This is a genomic window from Maricaulis maris (assembly GCF_049116555.1).
Taxonomy (GTDB): domain Bacteria; phylum Pseudomonadota; class Alphaproteobacteria; order Caulobacterales; family Maricaulaceae; genus Maricaulis; species Maricaulis maris_C.
In genome coordinates this window covers 593,605-613,269 of sequence record NZ_JAGDYT010000001.1, presented here as the reverse complement: position 1 = coordinate 613,269, position 19,665 = coordinate 593,605, and the positions used below count along the sequence as shown (strand labels likewise).

At 64.1% G+C, this 19,665-nt stretch carries 18 protein-coding genes; 11 read left to right on the top strand and 7 right to left on the bottom strand.

The window, feature by feature from the left end; translation table 11 throughout:
• The first annotated feature begins 102 nt into the window (after positions 1 to 102).
• Entirely contained in the window at positions 103 to 582 is a 480-nt protein-coding gene (locus tag JXQ94_RS02805; RefSeq protein WP_295693819.1) for an Lrp/AsnC family transcriptional regulator, read from the top strand.
• Between the two features lie 138 nt (positions 583 to 720).
• Here the strand turns inward: JXQ94_RS02805 and JXQ94_RS02800 are convergent, their stop codons facing one another.
• Positions 721 to 1,908 (bottom strand): thiolase family protein, encoded by a 1,188-nt coding sequence (locus tag JXQ94_RS02800; protein WP_421922296.1) that lies wholly within the window; start codon positions 1,906 to 1,908, stop codon positions 721 to 723.
• A 222-nt stretch (positions 1,909 to 2,130) separates the two neighbouring features.
• On the opposite strand from JXQ94_RS02800, the gene JXQ94_RS02795 reads away from it, so the two are divergent.
• The gene (locus JXQ94_RS02795; protein ID WP_421922295.1) at positions 2,131 to 2,457 is read left to right on the top strand and encodes a type II CAAX prenyl endopeptidase Rce1 family protein; all 327 of its coding nucleotides are present in this window, start codon (positions 2,131 to 2,133) and stop codon (positions 2,455 to 2,457) included.
• Here the strand turns inward: JXQ94_RS02795 and JXQ94_RS02790 are convergent.
• From JXQ94_RS02790 to JXQ94_RS02765, 6 genes are all read right to left on the bottom strand, one after another.
• Complete coding sequence (locus JXQ94_RS02790; RefSeq protein ID WP_421922294.1) at positions 2,454 to 3,173, bottom strand: hypothetical protein; 720 nt, start codon at positions 3,171 to 3,173, stop codon at positions 2,454 to 2,456. The genes JXQ94_RS02795 and JXQ94_RS02790 overlap by 4 nt on opposite strands.
• 813 nt (positions 3,174 to 3,986) lie before the next feature.
• Positions 3,987 to 5,210 (bottom strand): tRNA 2-thiouridine(34) synthase MnmA, encoded by a 1,224-nt coding sequence (mnmA, locus tag JXQ94_RS02785; protein ID WP_421922293.1) that lies wholly within the window; start codon positions 5,208 to 5,210, stop codon positions 3,987 to 3,989.
• Between the two features lie 77 nt (positions 5,211 to 5,287).
• Entirely contained in the window at positions 5,288 to 5,521 is a 234-nt protein-coding gene (locus JXQ94_RS02780) for a hypothetical protein (protein WP_421922292.1), read from the bottom strand.
• Between the two features lie 81 nt (positions 5,522 to 5,602).
• Positions 5,603 to 6,517, bottom strand: a complete 915-nt coding sequence (locus JXQ94_RS02775) for a flagellin (protein ID WP_421922291.1) — start codon at positions 6,515 to 6,517, stop codon at positions 5,603 to 5,605.
• A gap of 14 nt (positions 6,518 to 6,531) precedes the next feature.
• Complete coding sequence (gene flgK / locus JXQ94_RS02770) at positions 6,532 to 8,673, bottom strand: flagellar hook-associated protein FlgK (protein ID WP_421922290.1); 2,142 nt, start codon at positions 8,671 to 8,673, stop codon at positions 6,532 to 6,534.
• A complete protein-coding gene (locus JXQ94_RS02765) occupies positions 8,664 to 8,825 on the bottom strand; it encodes a hypothetical protein (protein ID WP_421922289.1) in 162 nt (53 codons plus the stop codon). Before JXQ94_RS02765 ends, flgK begins: the two co-directional genes overlap by 10 nt.
• Positions 8,826 to 9,232: 407 nt before the next feature.
• On the opposite strand from JXQ94_RS02765, the gene JXQ94_RS02760 reads away from it, so the two are divergent.
• The 9 genes from JXQ94_RS02760 to JXQ94_RS02720 all read left to right on the top strand — a co-directional run bounded on the left by JXQ94_RS02760 (position 9,233) and on the right by JXQ94_RS02720 (position 19,654).
• Positions 9,233 to 11,665 carry a flagellar hook-length control protein FliK gene (locus JXQ94_RS02760; RefSeq protein WP_421922288.1) on the top strand — a complete coding sequence of 811 codons (2,433 nt, stop codon included), beginning with the start codon at positions 9,233 to 9,235 and terminating at the stop codon, positions 11,663 to 11,665.
• 9 nt (positions 11,666 to 11,674) lie between these two features.
• The gene (locus tag JXQ94_RS02755) at positions 11,675 to 12,337 is read left to right on the top strand and encodes a flagellar hook assembly protein FlgD (RefSeq protein ID WP_421922287.1); all 663 of its coding nucleotides are present in this window, start codon (positions 11,675 to 11,677) and stop codon (positions 12,335 to 12,337) included.
• Between the two features lie 100 nt (positions 12,338 to 12,437).
• Entirely contained in the window at positions 12,438 to 13,823 is a 1,386-nt protein-coding gene (locus JXQ94_RS02750; protein WP_421922286.1) for a flagellar hook-basal body complex protein, read from the top strand.
• 198 nt (positions 13,824 to 14,021) lie between these two features.
• Entirely contained in the window at positions 14,022 to 14,291 is a 270-nt protein-coding gene (locus JXQ94_RS02745; RefSeq protein WP_295693022.1) for a DUF1153 domain-containing protein, read from the top strand.
• 235 nt (positions 14,292 to 14,526) lie between these two features.
• A complete protein-coding gene (gene fliF, locus JXQ94_RS02740; protein ID WP_421922285.1) occupies positions 14,527 to 16,191 on the top strand; it encodes a flagellar basal-body MS-ring/collar protein FliF in 1,665 nt (554 codons plus the stop codon).
• A gap of 8 nt (positions 16,192 to 16,199) precedes the next feature.
• A complete protein-coding gene (gene fliG, locus JXQ94_RS02735) occupies positions 16,200 to 17,222 on the top strand; it encodes a flagellar motor switch protein FliG (protein WP_421922284.1) in 1,023 nt (340 codons plus the stop codon).
• Positions 17,223 to 17,234: 12 nt separating this feature from the next.
• On the top strand, positions 17,235 to 17,888 hold the full coding sequence (locus JXQ94_RS02730; RefSeq protein WP_421922283.1) for a hypothetical protein: 654 nt from the start codon (positions 17,235 to 17,237) through the stop codon (positions 17,886 to 17,888).
• A gap of 95 nt (positions 17,889 to 17,983) precedes the next feature.
• The gene (gene fliN, locus JXQ94_RS02725; RefSeq protein WP_366511510.1) at positions 17,984 to 18,256 is read left to right on the top strand and encodes a flagellar motor switch protein FliN; all 273 of its coding nucleotides are present in this window, start codon (positions 17,984 to 17,986) and stop codon (positions 18,254 to 18,256) included.
• A 27-nt stretch (positions 18,257 to 18,283) separates the two neighbouring features.
• Positions 18,284 to 19,654 (top strand): sigma-54 interaction domain-containing protein, encoded by a 1,371-nt coding sequence (locus tag JXQ94_RS02720; protein ID WP_421922282.1) that lies wholly within the window; start codon positions 18,284 to 18,286, stop codon positions 19,652 to 19,654.
• Positions 19,655 to 19,665: the final 11 nt, after the last annotated feature.

Sequence of the window (19,665 nt, the reverse complement as noted above, 5' to 3'; positions counted from 1 at the left end):
GAAGAGCTGGTCTTGTCCAGCATAGCAATGCGGTGCCATTTCGGGGTTCGCAAGTGCGGAAAGTTGAATTATTTTCTCTCGAAATCATGATTTGAGGAAATAATGACCGTCACCCTGGACACGATTGATGTGCGCATTCTCGAAGCCCTGCAAGTCGATGCGGGTCGATCCGTCGCCGACATTGCCGAAATCGTCGGCCTGACCCCCTCGCCCTGCTGGCGCCGGATTCGCCGTCTGGAGACCGAGGGCATCATCAAACGCCGCTCGATCCAGCTCGACCGACGCATGATCGGCCTCATGTTCACCGCCTATCTGGAAGTGAAGATCCAGCCGGCGCGCAAGGCCAATTACGAGAAATTCGAGAAGGCCATCCAGACCTTCCCGGAAATCACCGAGGCCTGCACCATGACCGGCCCCTATGACTACCTGCTCAAGGTCGTGACCCCCGATATCGACGCCTATAACGAGTTCATGTCGGAGAAGATGATCCCGCTGGACGTGGTCGGCGACTTCCGCACCTCGGTCCAGATCCGCAATGTCAAGGAAGGCCGCGGCCTGCCGCTCGGGCATATCGACGGCTGAGGCCGGCGTCGGACTTTCGCCAGTGCAGCATGCGGGGCGGTCCGTTTTCCGGCATTCGTGTGCGGCAAGGCCTGAGGCATCAAAAAAGGGCGCAGCCATCCGGCCGCGCCCTCTTCATGTCCGCCTGTAGGACAAGGCTTACATCCGCTCGACGGCCACCGCCGTGGCTTCGCCGCCACCGATGCAGAGCGAGGCAACACCCTTGGTCTTGCCGTGCTTTTCCAGCGCGGCGAGCAGGGTGACCATGATGCGGGCCCCGGAAGCACCGATCGGGTGACCCAGGGCACAGGCGCCGCCATTGACGTTGATGATGTCGTGGGAAATGCCCAGCTCCTTCATCGCGATCATCGGCACGACCGCGAAGGCCTCGTTGATTTCCCACAGATCGACATCACCGATCTGCCAGCCGGCGCGCTCGACGACCTTGCGCATGGCGGGAACCGGCGCGGTGGTGAAATAGGCCGGTTCGTGGGCGTGGGCGGCGGTGGCGACGATTTTGGCAATCGGCTTGAGGCCACGGCGCTCGGCTTCCGACAGGCGCATCAGGATCAGGGCCGCAGCGCCATCGGAGATCGCCGAGGCATTGGCCGCCGTCACCGTGCCGTCCTTGGAGAAGGCCGGACGCAGGGAGGGGATTTTCTCAGGCATCGCCTTGCGCGGCAGCTCGTCGGTGTCGACGACGGTCTCGCCCTTGCGGGTCTTGATCGTGACCGGCGTGATCTCGCGCTTGAAATCACCCTCTTCGGTGGCGCGCTGGGCGCGGGCCAGGGTTTCCAGGGCGTAAGCGTCCTGCTGCTCGCGAGTGAACTGGTGTTCCTCCGCAATCATGTCGGCATAGCCACCCATCGGCTTTTTCTCATAGGCGTCCTCGAGGCCATCCTGGGCCATGTGGTCCTTGATGGTGTCGTGGCCGTATTTGAAGCCGCCGCGATGGGTCGGCAGCATGTGCGGGGCATTGGTCATGGATTCCATGCCGCCGGCGATGATGATTTCGGCATCGCCCGCGGCGATCGAGGCGCGACCCATGATGGCCGCCTGCATGCCCGAACCGCACATCTTGTTGAGCGTCGTGGCTTCGACCGATTTGGGCAGGCCAGCCTTGATCGCCGCCTGGCGACCCGGAGCCTGGCCCTGGCCGGCCATGAGCACATTGCCCATCAGGATCTGGTCGATGTCATCACCGGCAATACCGGCTTCTTCCATCGCCGCCTTGACGGCAACCGCGCCGAGTTCATTGGCGGACAGGGGTGCAAGTTCACCGAGCAGGCCACCCATCGGGGTGCGGGCCATGCCGACGATGACGATGGGATCGTCCACAGCACTCATTTGATCTCTCCTCTGGGAATATTCTGTCTTAGTCTGGCGCGCATGATCGAATTATGCGGCACAGCGTCAAGTTTTTTCGCAGATGCGAAACGCGCGGTCCGGACATGGCCGGGATTGGCCACTTGGGGGCAATCCCTTCTAATCCTTGTCGCTTTTGTCGTCGCAACGCTCACAATCAACACAGTTGAACCCCTGTTCACCTTTGCAGTGACGGATGACCCGGTGAGATTGTTAGCGGTAGCAGCAGTCGCATTCATTATTCCGGGCCTGACCGAGGAACTGGTTTTCAGGGTCGTCCTGGGTGGCCGCACGGGCCGGATTCGCGCCGCGCTCGCCATCACCGCCTTCGTGCTCTGGCATCCGATTCAGGTCTGGCTTGGCCTGCCGATGGCGCAAACGCTCTTTCTGGAACCCGGCTTTCTCGCCATCACCGCCGCGCTCGGCCTTGCCTGCACGATGGCTTACCGGTTCAGCGGATCGATCTGGCCCGCCGTGATCCTGCACTGGCTGGTCGTGGTCGGGTGGAAGGGCGTGACCGCGCCGCTCTAGTCGCGGCAGGCCTCTTCCAGGCCCAGCTCACAGGCCTGCACGAACAGCTCCCGCGCCCGGTCGGCATCGCGGCGCATGGTCTGGGCGCCGTCGCGCCCGCGATGATACATCAGGGCCAGCTCGTGGCAGGCCATCGCATCATCCGCGGCGCAGGCCGCTGCGCAATCCTCCTGCTTTCGCATACGTCCCGGGCGATTGCCGTAACAGGCTTCGCGTTGGGCCGGGAGCGGGTCCCGTCCGAGCGAGGCCAGGATATCAGCCTCACGGGCACACCCATCATTGAAACCGCGCTCGCAGGACCGGTTTGCCAGGGCGAGTCCCTCGAGTCGCTCGGCCTCGCTGCCATCCTCCAGCAAGCCGGCCGCCTGCCAGCACGCCATCGACGAGCGGTTCGCACAGCCCGCTCGCGCCACCGGCAAATAGCGGTCGCGATCATAGCGGACATCATCATAGGGATTGGGCTCATTGATCCGCTCGAACAGCCAGCACGCCCCATCCGAGCCGAGGCTGCAGCTGCGCAACATCAAATTGACCCCCTCATCGGTCAGCCAATAGGTCCGGTCTGCCCGCTGCAACAGCCCGTGCGCATAGCTGCAGGCGAATCCTTCGCCCGCCTCGCATCGCTCCAGAAAGGGGGCCGGGTCCGGTGATGCCGGCTGGGCCCGGGCGACAGGGGCCAGCAGGACGCCAAAAATCAGGATCAGGAGAATACGCATCAGGCCTCGCCGGGTTGATGGTCAGGATAGGCGGCGCCTGCCATCACCGGCAAGCGCCAGCATCGCCACGGCGCGAAGGCCTGGCGGTTTGGGCAGTTGAGGGGTGCGAGGTGCCTTGCCGGTGCCTTGCTATGGAAGTTTTGTGGGTGGCGCCGGGGGCACCTCGCACACGGAGATTTACTCGGGCCCCTTGCGGGCCCCGTCTCGAAACCGACAGGGACAAACGGTCGAGCTTTGTGCCGCCGTCCTGCCGATGGCCACGCCGGGTTGGTCTGGCGGTGTTTCCAGGCAACCGGACGAGCTCCGTTCTCCCAACGCCCCCGGATCACCAATCCGGGCCTCGAGCAGCGCGGGACGGGAGGATTATGCGGTGGGTGAGAAGGGGTGGGGATAAGGTTTCTCGATTATCCGCCCCACACACCGTCACCCCGATGACAATCGGGACCCAGATTGCGACGCAAGCCATTGCCAGGACGGGTGAAACCGCGTCTGCGAGGCTGGGTCCTGACTTGCGTCAGGATGACGGTATTGGGGGCGCAGGGCGGGGATAAGTTGCGATTTGAGAGATACGCGCCCGCGGCGCACACTCATCCATAATCCGCTTGCCGGATGCGGCCCGCTGGCTGCCAAGTGGTTTTGGTGAAGGGGTCGCGCTCGCGCGATCTCTCTCAATCAACGCGTAGGCACACTTTGTCATCCCAGCCGGATGACCTGCGAACGCAGGTCGCAGAGCGGGGATGGCGATATAGGCGTTGCAAGCGCGCCTTCACGTGGGGCTCACAGCGAATCATCCGTGAGGGGCCTCAAGGCGCCCTACCCGATCAACCTGACCCCGGTGCTTGAGCCACCACCGCGCCCGCCGCTCGTGCTGGCGATCCAGCCGCCGCCGAGGACACGATCGGCGTCGTCGGATGAGTAGAAGACACACGCCTGGCCCGGCGCGACGCCTTCTTCGCCCTTGGCGAGGATGACGCTGATGCTGTCACCTTCGACCGACAGCGCGGCGGGGACGGGCGGGCGCGTGGAGCGGACCTTGACCTGCACCGGTGCGCCGTCCAGCGGGGCCTCATCGCCCAGCCAGTTGATGTCCTTCAGGGCGATCGTGTCGACTTCCAGCGCTTCGCGCGGGCCGACGACGACCTCGGCCTTGTCGGCATCCAGGCGGACGACATAGAGCGGATCGCCGACAGCGATTTTCAGGCCGCGGCGCTGGCCGACGGTGTAGCGGATCACACCCTCATGTGTGCCCAGCACGCGGCCATCGACATGGACGATCTCGCCCGGCCTAGAGGCGCCGGGGCGGACTTTCTCGACAATGTCGACATAGCGGCCCTGGGGCACGAAGCAGATGTCCTGGCTGTCCGGCTTGTCGGCGACGATGAGACCGAAGGCCTCGGCCAGCTCCCGCGTCTGGTCCTTGTTGAGATGGCCCAGCGGGAAGCGCAGGAAATCGAGCTGGTCATGCGTGGTCGCGAACAGGAAATAGGACTGGTCCTTGCCGGCATCGTGGGCCCGGCGCAGTTCGGCGCCATTGGGCCCGACCGCGCGCTGGATGTAATGCCCCGTCGCCATGCACACCGCGCCCAGCTGTTTGGCGGTGGTCAGCAGATCGGCGAATTTGACGGTCTGGTTGCAGCGCACGCAGGGGATCGGGGTGAAGCCGGCCAGATAAGTGTCGGCAAATTCCTCGATCACCGCTTCGCGGAAACGGCTTTCATAGTCGAGCACATAGTGACGGAAACCGCAGGCCTCGGCGACGCGCTTGGCATCATAGATATCCTGGCCGGCACAGCAGGCGCCCTTCTTGGCCATGGCGGCGCCATGATCATAGAGTTGCAGCGTCACGCCGACGACGTCATAGCCGAGATGGTGCAGCAGGGCCGCGGTCACCGAGCTGTCGACGCCGCCGGACATGGCCACCACGACGCGGTGGTCACCGGGATGGCCTCCCAGCCCCAGCGGATCGCCGGCAAGGCCCAATTGTGCAATGAGATCATCGGCCTGCGCACGGGCGCGGCCGGTTTCTTGGGTCGTCATAGATCGCCTCCAGCGGGGTCAAGGCCCGCAGCAAACGGTTGATGGAGGCGGCTATATAGGCGCTTTAAGGGGAGAGGTTAAGAGCGGATATTCCCGGCATTGCCGACATAGGCACTCATCGCGGCGGGGTTTTTGTTGCGATCCAGCAGGGCGCCACCAAGGCCGAGCCCGAGCAGGCCGAAGATCGGGAGCATGAGGGCGGCGGCCACAAGGCTGGCGCCGACATGGCCGGTGGCCAGCCAGACGCATCCGGCTCCGATCGCGGCACCGATCGTCATGGTGATCAAGGTAACAAGAATGCGTTTGAGCATGCGGCCTCCCGTGAATGTGCCAAGCATGCAAGCCACCGCGAGCCCGATCAATCGGGAATACGCCTGAGACCGTCCCCCGACCTATCTCAGATATTGCAGCAGGGAGACCTGGCTGAGCGAGGAGAAGGTTTTTGCCGAGACATCCAGCGCGGTCTGGGCCTGCTGGAAGCGGGTCGCCGCTTCGGCCATGTCGACATCCTCGAGGTCCGACAGCATCTGCTGCAGGAAGGTCTGGCGGTCGGATTGGGAGTTTCTCATCGTTTCCACATTGGCCTGGGCCGCGCCGTTCTCGCCAATCTTGGTGTAGAGATTGTCCAGCGCCGTGATGACATTCTGGATCTCGCCATTGAGGAAGGTTTCCTGGGGCGCGCTCAGGGGCCGATCGAAGGGCCCATTGGCGCCGGCATTGAAATCGGCGATACGCTTGAAACTGTCGAAAACCTCACCGCCGACATCACTGGCCAGCATGCCGGTGTCGATGGTCAGATTCTGGTCAAGCTGGACCTGGGGACGGCGATCATTGTTGACGAAAGCCTCGCTGGCGGTGCCCATCGGGATCAGGTCATCGATGTCATTGGTCTCGACGGGGGCCGTATCGGTGCGGGTACCGCCAAAGATATAGGTCCCCGCATGCTGCATGTTGAGCGCGTTGGAGACCTTGTTAAAGGCTTCACGCACCTGGTGCATCGTGTAGTCGCCATCCTTGGAAGTGACAGCCAGGCGCAGATCGGTGATCGCCTCGGCCATCTGACCCATGGCAATATCCTGGGTCTCCAGCCGTGCCTCGGTCCGCACGGCCGCCTGCTCGTAGGCTTGCGCGCGCTGCAGGGCGGCGCGGGTGGCGGAAAGCGTCTCGGCCTGGTGGCCGACGCCCTTGAGATCGGTGGCCAGCTTGCCGGTCGTCAGCTGTTTTTGCGCATCAAAGAGCGACTTCTGGGCCTTCATCAGGTCCATCAGAGCATTCTGGTTTGCCGCGAAGGTGGAAACACGGGTCATGACGCATAAACCTCCTAGACGATCCGCATCAGCGTATCGGTCATTTCCTTGGCCGCCTGCAGCATGCGCGCGGCGGCGTTATAGGACTGCTGGTACAGCGTCATCGCTGCCAGTTCCTCGTCCAGACTGACCCCCTCGACATCGGCCCGCTTCTGAGCCGCTGTCGCCTGCAACGTCGCCGCCGAAGCAGCCTCGCTCTCGGCACGGGCTGCGCGGGAACCGATCGTGCCGGCAATGCGGGCGGTGTAGTCGCCCAGGCTGGCCGTCGAAGCGGCCAGAGAGCCGGCGGCATTGAAGCTGCGGGATGTCGACAGCGCGGCCTGCAGGCCGCTGCCGCCGCGATTATCACCGGCTGCCAGAACAAAATCGCCCACCACGGTTGCCGCATCCATGTCCAGCTTGCCCAGGGCAAGGCGGGCCGAGTCTGCGCGGATGGCGGTATCGACCGAGAAGGATTCCGCGCGCGCCGCCTTGGCTTCCAGCCCGACCCCGAAGAGTTTGGAGAAAGGCACGCCGGTGCTGCCGCGTGACGTGTCATCGCCGGTCAGGGAAAGCTCATAACCCTCATAGCCCGCATTGGCGGTGTAGGAGAGCTTGCCATTGCCATCCAGCGAGAAGGTGACATAGCGCCCCATCCCGGTCGTGGTGTCATTGAGGGCGGTGACGATGTCGTCGACGGTTTCACCTGTGACCATCGGAATGGAATAGGTGCTGGCGGTCTTGCCATCGATCGTGTCCATCCGGAAATTCAACGCGGTTCCGGTGGCGAACTGGTGGACGTCCGTTCCCGACAGGCCGGTCTCGAAGAAGCCCGGCGAGTCCGAACGGACGAGATCATTCAGTCCGAAGAAGTGTGACAGGCCGCGCCCGCCGCGATCCGATGGCGTGGTCTCGTCCTGCAGGAAGGCCACGCCATTATTGGCGGCACTGGCGGAGACACTCAGCGTGCCGTCGGTAAAGCTCGCGGAACCGACGCCGGCCAGGGCTGTATTCAGCGCCGTGGCGAGATCACCGACCGTCCCGGCGAAGCCGACGGCGGCGCCGCCGTCAACGGAATAGGTGCCGGCGTCGAAATCGACATCAATGCGGCGCACGAGCACGCCGGAATTGTCCGCCACGGCAAGCGTGGTCGCACCGGTGAAATTATGGGCATCGGCCGCGGTCAGGCCGGTATTGCGACCGGTCAGGCTCTGCGGGGCCGGATAGGAGGCGGCGTCATTGTGGGCCGCGTTCAGCGCATCAGCCGCGCCGGACGCCATCTCGGCCAATTCCTCAGCCACATCCGGCAGCGTCTTGTCGCGCAGATCGATCAGGGCGCGCAGCTCACCGGACGCGATATGGCTGTCCAGTTCCTGCGGGTTCGCGCCATTGGGCGAGTCCGCATAGATCTTGCCGTACTCGACGCCATAGGAGCCGGTGCCGGCAACCTTGTAGGTCAGCGTGGCCGGGTAATTGTCGAGCAGGAGAACGCCGTCCGTCGTACGCAGCACAACGCGGCCATTGCCCTGGAAATCGGCGCGGATATCCATATAGCCGGACATCTCGTCGAGCAGTTCGGAAATCCGGTTTTCGGCGCCGGAGGAGTCGCCGCCACCGGCAGACACGCTCTGGACGTTGGAATTGAGCTCGTAGATTTCCCGAAGGATTTCGTTGGAGCGCTGCAGCGTCGCATTGATCTTGGCGTCGGTCTCCTGGCGCTGGGCCCGGATTTCACCCGACAGGCGCTGGGCTTCCGTGAAGAAGCTGTCCAGATCCGCTGCGGCCGACAGACGGGCGACGGACAGGGTTGGATCGACACTGGCCTGGGAGAGCCCGTTGAAGGCTGAATTCAGGCGCGCAAAGATCGATCCGCTATCGTCCAGATTGCCGAATTGCGACTGCAACCGGTCCAGGGCACCGGCCCGGGCTTCGGTCATGCCGGCTTCCGAGATCGAGCGCAGCGAGGTCAGCTGGAGATGACGATCGACGACACGGACGATGCCATTGACCTGAACGCCCATGGCGACGCCACCCACATTGCGGGCTTCGAAACTGGCGATGGTGCGGGCATAGCCGGCAGTGTTGACATTGGCGACGTTGTTGGACGACGCCCGCAAACCGGCCTGGCTGGCCTGCAGCCCCGAAAGGGCGTTACCGAGAATACCGCTCAACGACATGGCTGGCTCCCTGCGCAGTCGGCAAAAAAGAAGCGGTTGCGGCGATATCTGCCGTCAAAGCGGCAAGCATTGCCCAGCGGGGCGGTCAACCCGAAGGGCGCCTCCACCTGACATTCCATGCCGTAACCATTTGCCTCAATTTGCTTTTTCATGCGCTTTCCGAATTCCTGACCCGACAGCGATGGCCGAGACCTGCCTTAACCATCGCAAGCGGTGGGCCAGACGCCGCGCCGGCTGCGAAATCCGGTCAGGACCTGCGTCCATGCCACCCGGCCCCCACGCCGGGCGCGCGCGCGCGCCCGGGCCCACGCGCGGTCTTAAAGACCCGACCCTGATCGTCGCAGGCCCGGCAGGGCTCCGGGGCGGCAGACGACCAACCCGGCAAATTGCGCCCACCGGCGGGCAGGGCTGACCGGACGATCCTGCCCACCACGAGGTATTACCACGAAATTAACACTATAAATCAGCAGGTTATGCCAATATCAGTCTGGCACACCGTTTGCGATCATCTCGGTGAGACGAGGCGTGACGTGCGCCTTGAGCCAAGCGAAGAGAGTCGATGACTCTGGACCTGACCACGACGAACCTGTTCTCCAACCCCGGTGGATCCGGCGGCGCCATTGCGCAGCCCGCGTCCGGCGAGCGCGGATCTGTGCAGGGCGTCGCATCGGTCGAGCCTGGCGCGTCGCCATTCGCATTGATGGTCAGCGCCAACCAGGCCCAGGCAAATGCCGCACGTGTCGGAGCGCCGACTGCCACCGCGCCGGCACAAACCGCAACATTTTCCAGTGCGCCCGGAGCCAATGCGAACGGAGCCAGTGCGACCGGCGCCCTTGCCGTCGGAAACACTCCGGCAGCACCGGTTCGCGAAGCCGCGCTCACCTCGACCTCGCCGCTGGCCATGGATGCCACAGCGCCGGTCGTACTGCCGGCCACATCCGGGGGCGATGTCGAGCTCGGCGATGACCTGGTCATTCCTGTAACGCCGGTTGCGCCGGTGGCTCCCGTTGGCACCAAGCCAGCCCGCCCGGTTCAGAATTTCATTGATCCGGCCAATTCATCCGGCAATGCCGGTCCTGGCAGCCCGACCGGCGACACCACACTGTCACCGGCAACCCCGGCGACCCTGGCACCTGCGGCGGCCGCGACGCCAACACCGATGGCCGCGACGCCTTCGGACACCGCACAGGTACAGGTCCAGGGACAGGGACTGGCTCAGGCACAAGGACAGGCTCAGGCACAAGGACAGGCTCAGGCATCAGCCCCGGCGCCGCAACAGCCGGTCCAGCCAGCCATGGCCGCCGCGGGTGCGCCTCCGGCCCCCGATGCTGAAGCGGGCACCAAGCCTGTCGCTGCCGGCAAGCCGGTTTCCGAGATCATTCTGCCCAAGCCGGGCCTGACCGCCCCGGCGACAGGCAACCCGACCCACGCCGCGAACACAGCGAGCCCGGCCGCCACGCCGGGCCCGCAAGCGCAGGGACCGGGTCTCTCGGCCCAAATGGCCACCGCCTCGAATGGCCAGGCGACAATCGTCGAGACCCCGCCAGCGCAAACCCCGGGCGTGCAGGCTCCGGCCACGCAGACTCCGGGCACGCAGACTCCGGCCACGCAGACTCCGGCCACGCAGACTTCGGCCACGCAGACTCCGGCCACGCAGACTCCGGCCACGCAGACTCCGGGCAGCCAGGCACAAGGCAGCCTGGCGCCGGCCGCTCCGCCGCCGGGCGTGCAGGCCCAGACCCAGCAAGCCCAGGGCACACAGGTCCAGGCCACGCCAGCCCAAGGCACGTCCGCACAGGCCAGCCCGACCCAGGCCGTCAGCACTCCGACCGCAGCGATCGGGCCGGACGCGACGCTGGCGGCTACCGCCAGCGACACACCTGCCAATCCCAAACCAACCGCGGCCACCGCCACGCCGGTCACGACGGCCGCCAATCTCGCCGCTCCGAAGTCGGCTGAACCGCGCCTCGACGCGAGCAAGCCGGTTGCCGGGAAAGCGGCTCCCGCGGCCGCCGCCCCGGCGTCCAAGTCAGCCGCTGCCAGTACGGCCCGACCGGCAGCTGCCGCAGCGGCTCCGACGGCGCCGGCCACCCAGACGCCCACCCCCACCACGGATGGGACTGTCAGCGAGCCACTGCGCCAGCGCGGCCAGGCCGAGGCCGCCATCCAGACCGCCAGCAGTCTCGCGGCGCGGCCTGGCGGACAGGCCGTCGGCACGCCGGCCGGGCAGGCCGGGAAACCGGCTCAGCCAGGCGCAGGTTCGACCAGCGCCACGCCTTCATCTGCCGGCATGCCGACCGCCGATCCCGCAGCCGCTGCCGCTGCCGCTGCCGCTGCCGCTGCCAACAAGGCTGCGCCCGCCCTGGCTGCGCAGACCGGCGCGCCAATCACACCCCTGCCCGCCGTCATGGTCGAAGGCCAGGTCCAGGCTGCGGCCATGGCCGACGCGGCCCAGGCCGAGGCTGCCCTTCAGGCCGAAACCGATTTCAACCTGTCGCGGGCCGATGGTCGTCTCGCTGCAGACCGGCCCGGCAATCCCTTGCCGCGCTTTACGCCGCACAGCGCCACACAGCTGGCAGGACAGATCACCAAACAGGTCTCGAACGGCAACCGGGTCTTTGACATCCGCCTCGACCCTGCAGAATTGGGCAAGGTCGATGTCCGCATCGAGCTGCGCGCCGACAATCGCGTGCATGCGGTGCTGACGGTCGAGCGGCCGGAAACCCTGAATGAGCTGCAGCGCTCGGCCCGCGACCTCGAGCGCGCCTTGGCGGACGCCGGGCTTGAGCTTGGCGAGGACGGGCTGAGCTTCCAGATGAATGACGGCCAGAACCCGGCTGACGACGAGGGTCGCAGCCAGGGCGAGGCCCTTCCGATCTTCACCCAGACAACCGAAATGGCGCAGCGCGCCGAGGATGAACTCGCATCCCGGCCTCGCACTGCCTACGGCTTCCTGCTGTCCGGACGCTCCGGCGTCGATGTGCAGGTCTAGGAGTAACGCATGGTAGACGCAGTATCCGGTCTCGGCTCCAGCAGCCCCGCCCTCGCGAACTCGCAGACGGGCCTGGCCGACAATTTCGAGATGTTCCTGACCCTGCTTACAGAGCAGATGAAGAATCAGGACCCGTTGAATCCGCTCGACTCGACCCAGTTCGTGAACCAGCTGGTCGACTTCTCGAGCGTCGAGCAGCAGATCGCCCAGAACCAGAATCTGGAAAACCTCCTGCTGCTCCAATCGGCTGCCGCCCAGAGTGCGTCGGTCAGCTATATCGGTCGCGTTGCCACGGCCCTGACGCCGCAAGCCATGCTCACTGAGGGCGAGGCGAGTTGGGAATACACATTGCCGAGCGAGGCCACCACGTCCTCGATCATCATTCGCGATGCCGAGGACCGCATCGTGGCCCGTTCTGACGGCGAGACCACCGCCGGTTCGCACGACTTCACCTGGGACGGACTGGGCGAGGGCGGCAATACATTGGAGGATGGCGTCTACTCGCTGGAAGTCATCGCCCAGAACGCTGACGGCGACAATATCGCCGTGAATATCCAGGCCGCTGCCCGCGTTACGGGTGTCGACCTGTCCGGTTCCGAAGTCGTCGTGGAAATGGGCGGGATCCGCGTCCCGCTTTCCTCGGTGATGTCAATCAAGGACGCAAACGCATAGCCAGGCCGCCGGCCTGATACGGATCGCCAGAAGGGCGAGCCGTCTAACCCGACCAGCAGAAAGCTCCGTTAAAACAACACAAACGCCAGGAGCATGCATAATGAGCATCAATTCAGCGCTTTTGGCCGGCGCATCCGGCCTGATCTCGAACTCGAACGCACTCGCCTCGATTTCGGACAATATCGCCAACGTCAACACGGTGGGCTACAAGCGCGCCTCAGCCGTTTTCACCCCGCTCTATGACAGCGACAGCTCGACCAAGGGCTATTCGGCTGCGGGCGTCAGCTCTGTCGCACGGCTCGCCATCGGCGAGAGCGGCCTGCTGACCGCCGGCTCCTCACCGACCGATCTGGCCATCTCCGGCCGGGGTTTCTTCGTGGTTCGCGATGACGCGTCGTCGAACTCCTCCGACCCGGTCTCCTTCACCCGTGCCGGCCGTTTCACGCCGGACACGACAGGCTATCTGCGCAATGATGCCGGCAAGTATCTGGCCGGCTGGCCGGTCGCAGCCGATGGCACGGTTCCGCAAAACCCGTCCGACCTCAACGCCCTGGAGACGATCAACCTGTCCTCCATCGGTGGTGCTGCGGAAGCCACGACGATCATGGGCATCAATGCCAACCTGCAGCAGAGCCAGGCGATCTCGGCTGACGAAGCGACCTATGATCCGACGGCCTCGGCGACCAATATGGCCTCGGGTACGGTGACGCCGGACTTCCAGCGCTCCATTCCCTTCTATGACAGCGTCGGTGGTGTCCGCACCCTGACCATCTCCATGTTGAAGAGCTCGACCCCGAACCAGTGGCACGCTGAAGTCCACATGGTGCCCGCCGGTGACGTCTCGACGGGTGCCGCCCTGATCGACGGCCAGATGCTGAACGGCACCGTCGCCTTCGACGCCCAGGGCCGCCTCGACAGTGCCAACACGACGCTGCCGACCCAGCTCGACTTCCTGTCCTCCACCAATGTCGCAGCCCTTGGTGCGAATGAATTCCAGTGGGCAACGTCCACCGGTGTGGACTCCCAGTCCGTCACCCTGGACTTCGGCGATCCGGACGCACCGGGTGGCTTCACCCAGTATGACAGCCCGTCCGCCCTGCTCTCGACCAATGTGAATGGCTCCGCCTTCGGTAATTTCTCGAGCGTGGATGTGGATGATGACGGCTTCGTTTTCGCCAAGTTCACCAATGGTATTGTCCGCAAGATCTACCAGATCCCGGTTGCGACCTTCGTCAACCCGGACGGTCTGGAAGCGCAAGCGGGCGGTACGTTCACGGTGACGCCGGAATCCGGTGCCTACACGCTCAACCCGCCGGGCCTGGGATCCTCGGGGTCCATCGCGGCTTCGACCCTGGAAAGCTCGAATGTCGATCTGGCGAATGAGTTCACCAGCCTGATCACCACGCAGCGGGCCTATTCCGCTTCATCGAAAATCATCACCACCGCCGATGAGATGCTCGACGAAGCCATCCGGATGAAGCGCTAACCATCACCCAACCGCTTCTGGACTATGGGCCTCGCCACTCGGCGGGGCCCATTTTTTATGACCGGCGGATGAGCGGGTTTGGAACATTTAGAGCCGGATTTTAGCGACACGGTTAAATGTAAATTTACCCAGTGGTTTAGGGCGATGTTAAAGGGCTGCGTGTAGGTTGATCCTACAAACAAGAAACGGGGATCGGACATGCAGCCGCGCCTTAAAAAAGAAAATTACGTCATTGGACCGGATGGTAGCCCGCTCACGATCGGCGATTTGCCCAACCCGAGCACCCAGCGTTGGGTGGTTCGGCGAAAGGCAGAAGTCGTCGCAGCTGTGCGGGGCGGTCTTCTCTCTCTCGAGGAAGCGTGCGAGCGCTACTCGCTGACCGTGGAAGAATTCCTCGGCTGGCAACGCTCGATCGACCGGCACGGCCTGGCCGGTCTGCGTACAACACGCATCCAGCAATACCGCTAGCAAGCTCCCCTTGCGAGCTCACGCAGGACGGCGGCCGCGCCCCCTCGGCCGCCGTTCGCCTGTGTTTGCGAGACGCTGGATGTTTCGCTGCAGAAAGATTGCGAGCCCTGATTGGTTAATCGGGCTCCGGTCATGACGTATGCAAGCGCATTAAAGTCTCGTTTACCCGACAGGTAGGAAAATTCTGCCCAGTGCTTCGCTGATGAAGCGCACGCAATGAGGCAGGGATTTTCACGTGAACGCGCTTTTCGAACAGTTCAGGGCTTTTGGCGCCGGACGGCTGACTGCGATCTTCGGCCTGGCCGCAGGCGTCGCTGCCGCACTCGTGTATTTCTCCGGAGCCATGGGCGGCGCCAGCCAGTCCCTGCTCTATTCCGGCCTCGACCCGGCTGATGCCGCTGCGACGTCGCAGCTGCTCGATCAGGCGAATATTCCCTTTGATATCCGCGAAGGCGGTACGGCGATCTATGTCGATCGCGCCCAGGTCGATGAGGCACGCGTCCGCGTCGCCTCCAATGGTCCGCTGAGCGGCGCTTCGGTGGGCTATGAGATTTTCGATCGCCAGGACAGTTTCGGCCAGACCAGCTTCGTCCAGAACATCAATGCCAAGCGCGCCATGGAAGGCGAACTGGCCCGCACCATCCAGTCACTGAACTATGTCAGCTCGGCCCGGGTCCATCTCAATCTGCCGGAGCGCCGCCTGTTTGCCCGCGACCAGCAATCCCCGACCGCCGCTGTCACCATCGCCACCAATGGCCGCCTGAACTCCGAGCAGGTTCGCGTCATCCGCAATATCGTCGCCTCCAGCGCCGGCATCGAGCCGACCGGGGTCTCGATCGCCGATGATCGCGGTCGCCAGCTCGCCAGCGGCGGGGACGGGCAGTCGGGCAATTCCATCCTGATGGATGAGCGCCGCGGCGAAATCGAAGCCCAGATGCGCCAGAATATTCTCGACATTGTCGAAGGTGTCGTCGGCGCCGGTGCCGCCCGCGTCCAGGTCACCGCCGAACTGGATCGCCAATCGATCACGCAGAGCTCGGAAACCTATGACCCGAACGGCCAGGTCGTGCGCTCGCGTGAGCGCGGTGAGGACCTGTCCAATGATCAGGACGGCGCCAACGAGAATCGCGTGTCGGCCTCGGAAAACCTGCCGAACGCTGGCGACGCCAACGAAGCAGGCGGTCCCAATAGCCGCTCCAGCCGCGAAAGCACCAGCGAGCGCGTCAATTACGAAATCTCCTCGACGACACGCACCGAAATCATCGAGGCCGGCGCCATCAATCGCCTGTCCGTCGCCGTTGCTGTCGATGGTGTGCTGGAAACCGCCGAGGACGGCACCGTCACCTGGCGCGAACGCCCGCAGGCTGAAATCGACCGCATCGAGGCCCTGGTCCGCTCGGCCATGGGATATGTGAACGAGCCCGGTGCCCGCGAGGACATGCTGACGGTCAGCCAGATCGAATTCGCCCGGACCGACCCGCTGCTGGGAACCGCCGCGACGGGCGGCATGTCCTTCTCCAAGAATGACCTGATGCGGGCCGCCGAAATCGGTGTGATGTTCATCACCGCCCTGCTCATCATCTTCCTGGTCGCCCGGCCGCTGGTCAAAGGGGCAAGCGGCATGGTCATGCCACAAGGCCTCGCCCTGGCCGGCGCCGGCGTGGATGGCGCCGTGAGCGGCGCGCCTGCTCCGGCCGCCCTGCCAACCGCAGCCGGCCGTCCGGCCGCCCTGCCCGCGGCGGGCGGAGGCGCAGGCGTGGCCACCGCCGAGGACTCCATCGACATCGAGAAGATCGATGGTCAGGTGAAAGCATCCTCGCTGAAGAAAGTCGCCAATATCGTTGAATCCCATCCGGAAGAATCGATCTCGATCCTCCGGTCCTGGCTGCATGAGAGTTAAGTCCGACCATGGGTGAAAAACGCGCCATTGAAGACCCGTCACGCCTGACCGGCCCTGAGAAGGCCGCTGTCATGCTCCTCGCCCTTGGCGATGAGGGTGAAGGCATGTGGCAGCATCTGGACGAGGAGGAAATCCGCGAGGTTTCCCAGGCCATGTCCAATCTGGGCACGGTGACCTCAAGCGCCGTGGAACGCCTGATCGTCGACTTCGTCGGTCAGATGTCCTCGACCGGCTCGCTGATGGGGTCCTTCGAAGCCACCCAGCGCCTGCTGACCTCCTTCCTGCCTGGCGAGAAGGTCGATTCCATCATGGAGGAGCTGCGCGGTCCGGCCGGGCGCACCATGTGGGACAAGCTGGGCAATGTGAACGAGGTCGTGCTCGCCAATTATCTCAAGAATGAATACCCGCAGACGGTCGCCGTGGTCCTGTCAAAGGTGAAGCCCGAGCATGCCAGCCGCGTCCTCGGCGCGCTGCCGGAGGATTTCGCCCTGGAAGTCGTCACCCGGATGCTGCGCATGGAACCGGTTCAGCGCGAAATCCTCGATCGTATCGAGGAAACGCTGCGTACCGAGTTCATGTCCAACCTGGCGCGCACCTCCAAGCATGACAGCCACGAGATGATGGCCTCGATCTTCAACAATTTCGATCGTCAGACCGAAAACCGCTTCCTGGCCGCCCTGGAAGAACGCAATCGCGAGAGCGCCGAGAAGATCCGCTCGCTCATGTTCGTCTTCGAGGATCTCTCCAAGCTCGATCCGGGTGGCATCCAGACACTCATGCGCGCCATCGACAAGGAACAGATGTCCCTGGCGATGAAGGGAGCCTCGGACAGTTTGCGCGATCTCTTCTTCTCCAACATGTCCGAACGCGCGGCCAAGATCATGCGCGAGGACATGGGGTCTATGGGTCCGGTCCGCCTCAAGGATGTCGACCAGGCGCAACAATCCATCGTTTCCATGGCCAAGGACCTCGCCGCCAAGGGCGAGATCATGCTGGCCGATGGCGGCGCCGATGATGAACTCATCTACTAGGGAGGTTGAACAATGAATCCGGTCAAATTTGATTTCGATACAGAGTTCGACCATGACGGCCAGATTCTGCGTGAAGGGGAGAGCTATAAGCGCTTCTTCACCCAGGATGATGTCGACGCGGCCCGCATGTGGGGCGTCGAGGAAGGCCGCGAAATGGAAGAGGGTCGCTGCGCGCAGTCGCTGCAGGCCATCGCCTCCCAGATGCAGCTCATCCTGGCCCGCCTTGCCAATGAATCCGACGCCCTGCGCCAGGAAGCAGCCGGACTGGCCATCGCTGCCGCCAGCAAGATCGCCGGTGAGGCCCTCTCTGCCTACCCGATCGACACCATCGAACAGGTCGCGCTGGAAGCCGTGCAGGACTTGCGCTCAGAGCCGCGCCTGTCGGTACGCTGCAATCCGGAACTCGTTGAATCCCTCGCCGAGCGACTCGAGAAGACGGCGCGCGATGCCGGTTTCGACGGGGCCATCATGGTGCGCGGCGATGACGCCCTGCCCAATGCCGATGTGCGCCTGGAATGGGGCGCCGGTGCGGTTCAGCGCAGCGCCGAGGAAATCGAGCACCGACTGAATGACATCGTCGCACGCTGGCTGGCATCGCCGCCAAGTGACGAGGAAACCCACTCTGACGCGCCCGGCGACCCCGCCGCCGGCGTAAGCGCGGCTTAAGGAGGCCTGACATGGCTGACGACAATCTCGACCTTCCCGATCTGGGCGATGACGGCACGCAAGTGCCCGTCGAGGCCCCCCAGCGCGGCGAGCAGATGATGGATGAGGAAGAAAAGAGCGCCGCCGATCTGGCGCCGGTCTTTGACGTTCCCGTCAATATCTCCGCCGTCCTCGGCAAGGCACATATCGATGTGAATTCGCTGTTGAAGCTGACATCCGGCTCGGTTGTCGAACTCGACCGCAAGATCGGCGAAGCCATCGACATCTACGTGAATAACCGGCTCGTCGCGCGCGGCGAAGTCGTGGTGGTCGACGACCGGCTTGGCGTCACCATGACGGAAATCATCAAGGACGGGGACGCAGGCTAAGGCCTCGCGGAAAGGACGGAAAATATCATGCGTATTCTGATAGTTGGCAGTTTGGGCGGGCAACTCCACACCGCCACCAAGATCGCCCTCGACCGTGGCGCGAAAGTCTCGCACGTCGACACGATCGAACAGGCCACCGCCCATCTGCGTGCCGGACGCGGCGCCGACCTTCTCATGGTCGACCTGCATCTGGACGTCCAATCCCTGATCGAGGCCAATGAGGCCGAGCGGATTTCGGTTCCCGTTGTCGCCTGCGGCGTCAATGTCCGTCCCGAAGCCGCGGCGGCCGCCATTCGCGCCGGCGCCAAGGAATTCATCCCGATGCCGCCGGACGCCGATCTGATCGCGGCGGTCCTGGCCGCGATTGCCGATGACGAACGCCCGATGATTGCCCGCGACCCGTCCATGCAGGCCGTCATCCATCTCGCCGATCGCATCGCCGGTTCCGACGCCTCCGTCCTGATTACTGGCGAAAGCGGCTCCGGCAAGGAAGTCATGGCCCGTTATGTTCACACCAAATCGAAGCGCGCCCAGGCGCCCTTCATCTCGGTGAACTGCGCCGCCATCCCCGAAAACCTGTTGGAATCCGAACTCTTCGGTCACGAGAAAGGCGCCTTTACCGGCGCGATCGCCCGCCGCGTGGGCAAGTTCGAAGAGGCCGATGGCGGCACGCTGCTGCTGGATGAGATCTCGGAAATGGACGTGCGTCTGCAAGCCAAGCTGCTGCGCGCCATCCAGGAACGCGAGATCGACCGCGTCGGTGGCACCAAGCCGGTGAAGGTCAATATCCGCATCCTCGCGACATCGAACCGTGACCTGCGCAAGGCTGTCGCCGATGGCAGCTTCCGCGAGGACCTGCTCTTCCGCCTGAATGTGGTGAATCTGGCCCTGCCGCCCCTGCGCGAGCGCCCGGCCGATATCGTCGCCCTGTCCGAGCATTTCGTGAAGAAATACTCGACCGCCAATGCGATCGACGAACGCGCCATTTCCGACGCCGCCAAGACCTCCCTGCTGGCGCGTGAGTGGACCGGCAATGTGCGTGAGCTTGAAAACGCCATGCACCGCGCCGTGCTGCTGGCTTCCGGTCGTGAGATCACACCCGACGCGATTCGCATGCCGGACGGCTCGGCCTTCACAGGCTCGGGCAATCATGTCGTCCGCCAGGCCGCAGATACCGCCCAATCGGTTCAGGCCGACATGATCGGTCGCACGGTGTCGGAAGTTGAGCAGGATTTGATCCTGAACACGCTCGACCATTGCCTGGGCAACCGGACCCACGCCGCCAACATTCTCGGCATCTCCATCCGGACCCTGCGCAACAAGCTGAAACTCTATTCGGACCAGGGCGTCGACATTCCCGCGCCCAACCAACCCGCCCAGGGTGTTTCCGTAGCCTGATTGGACTGATC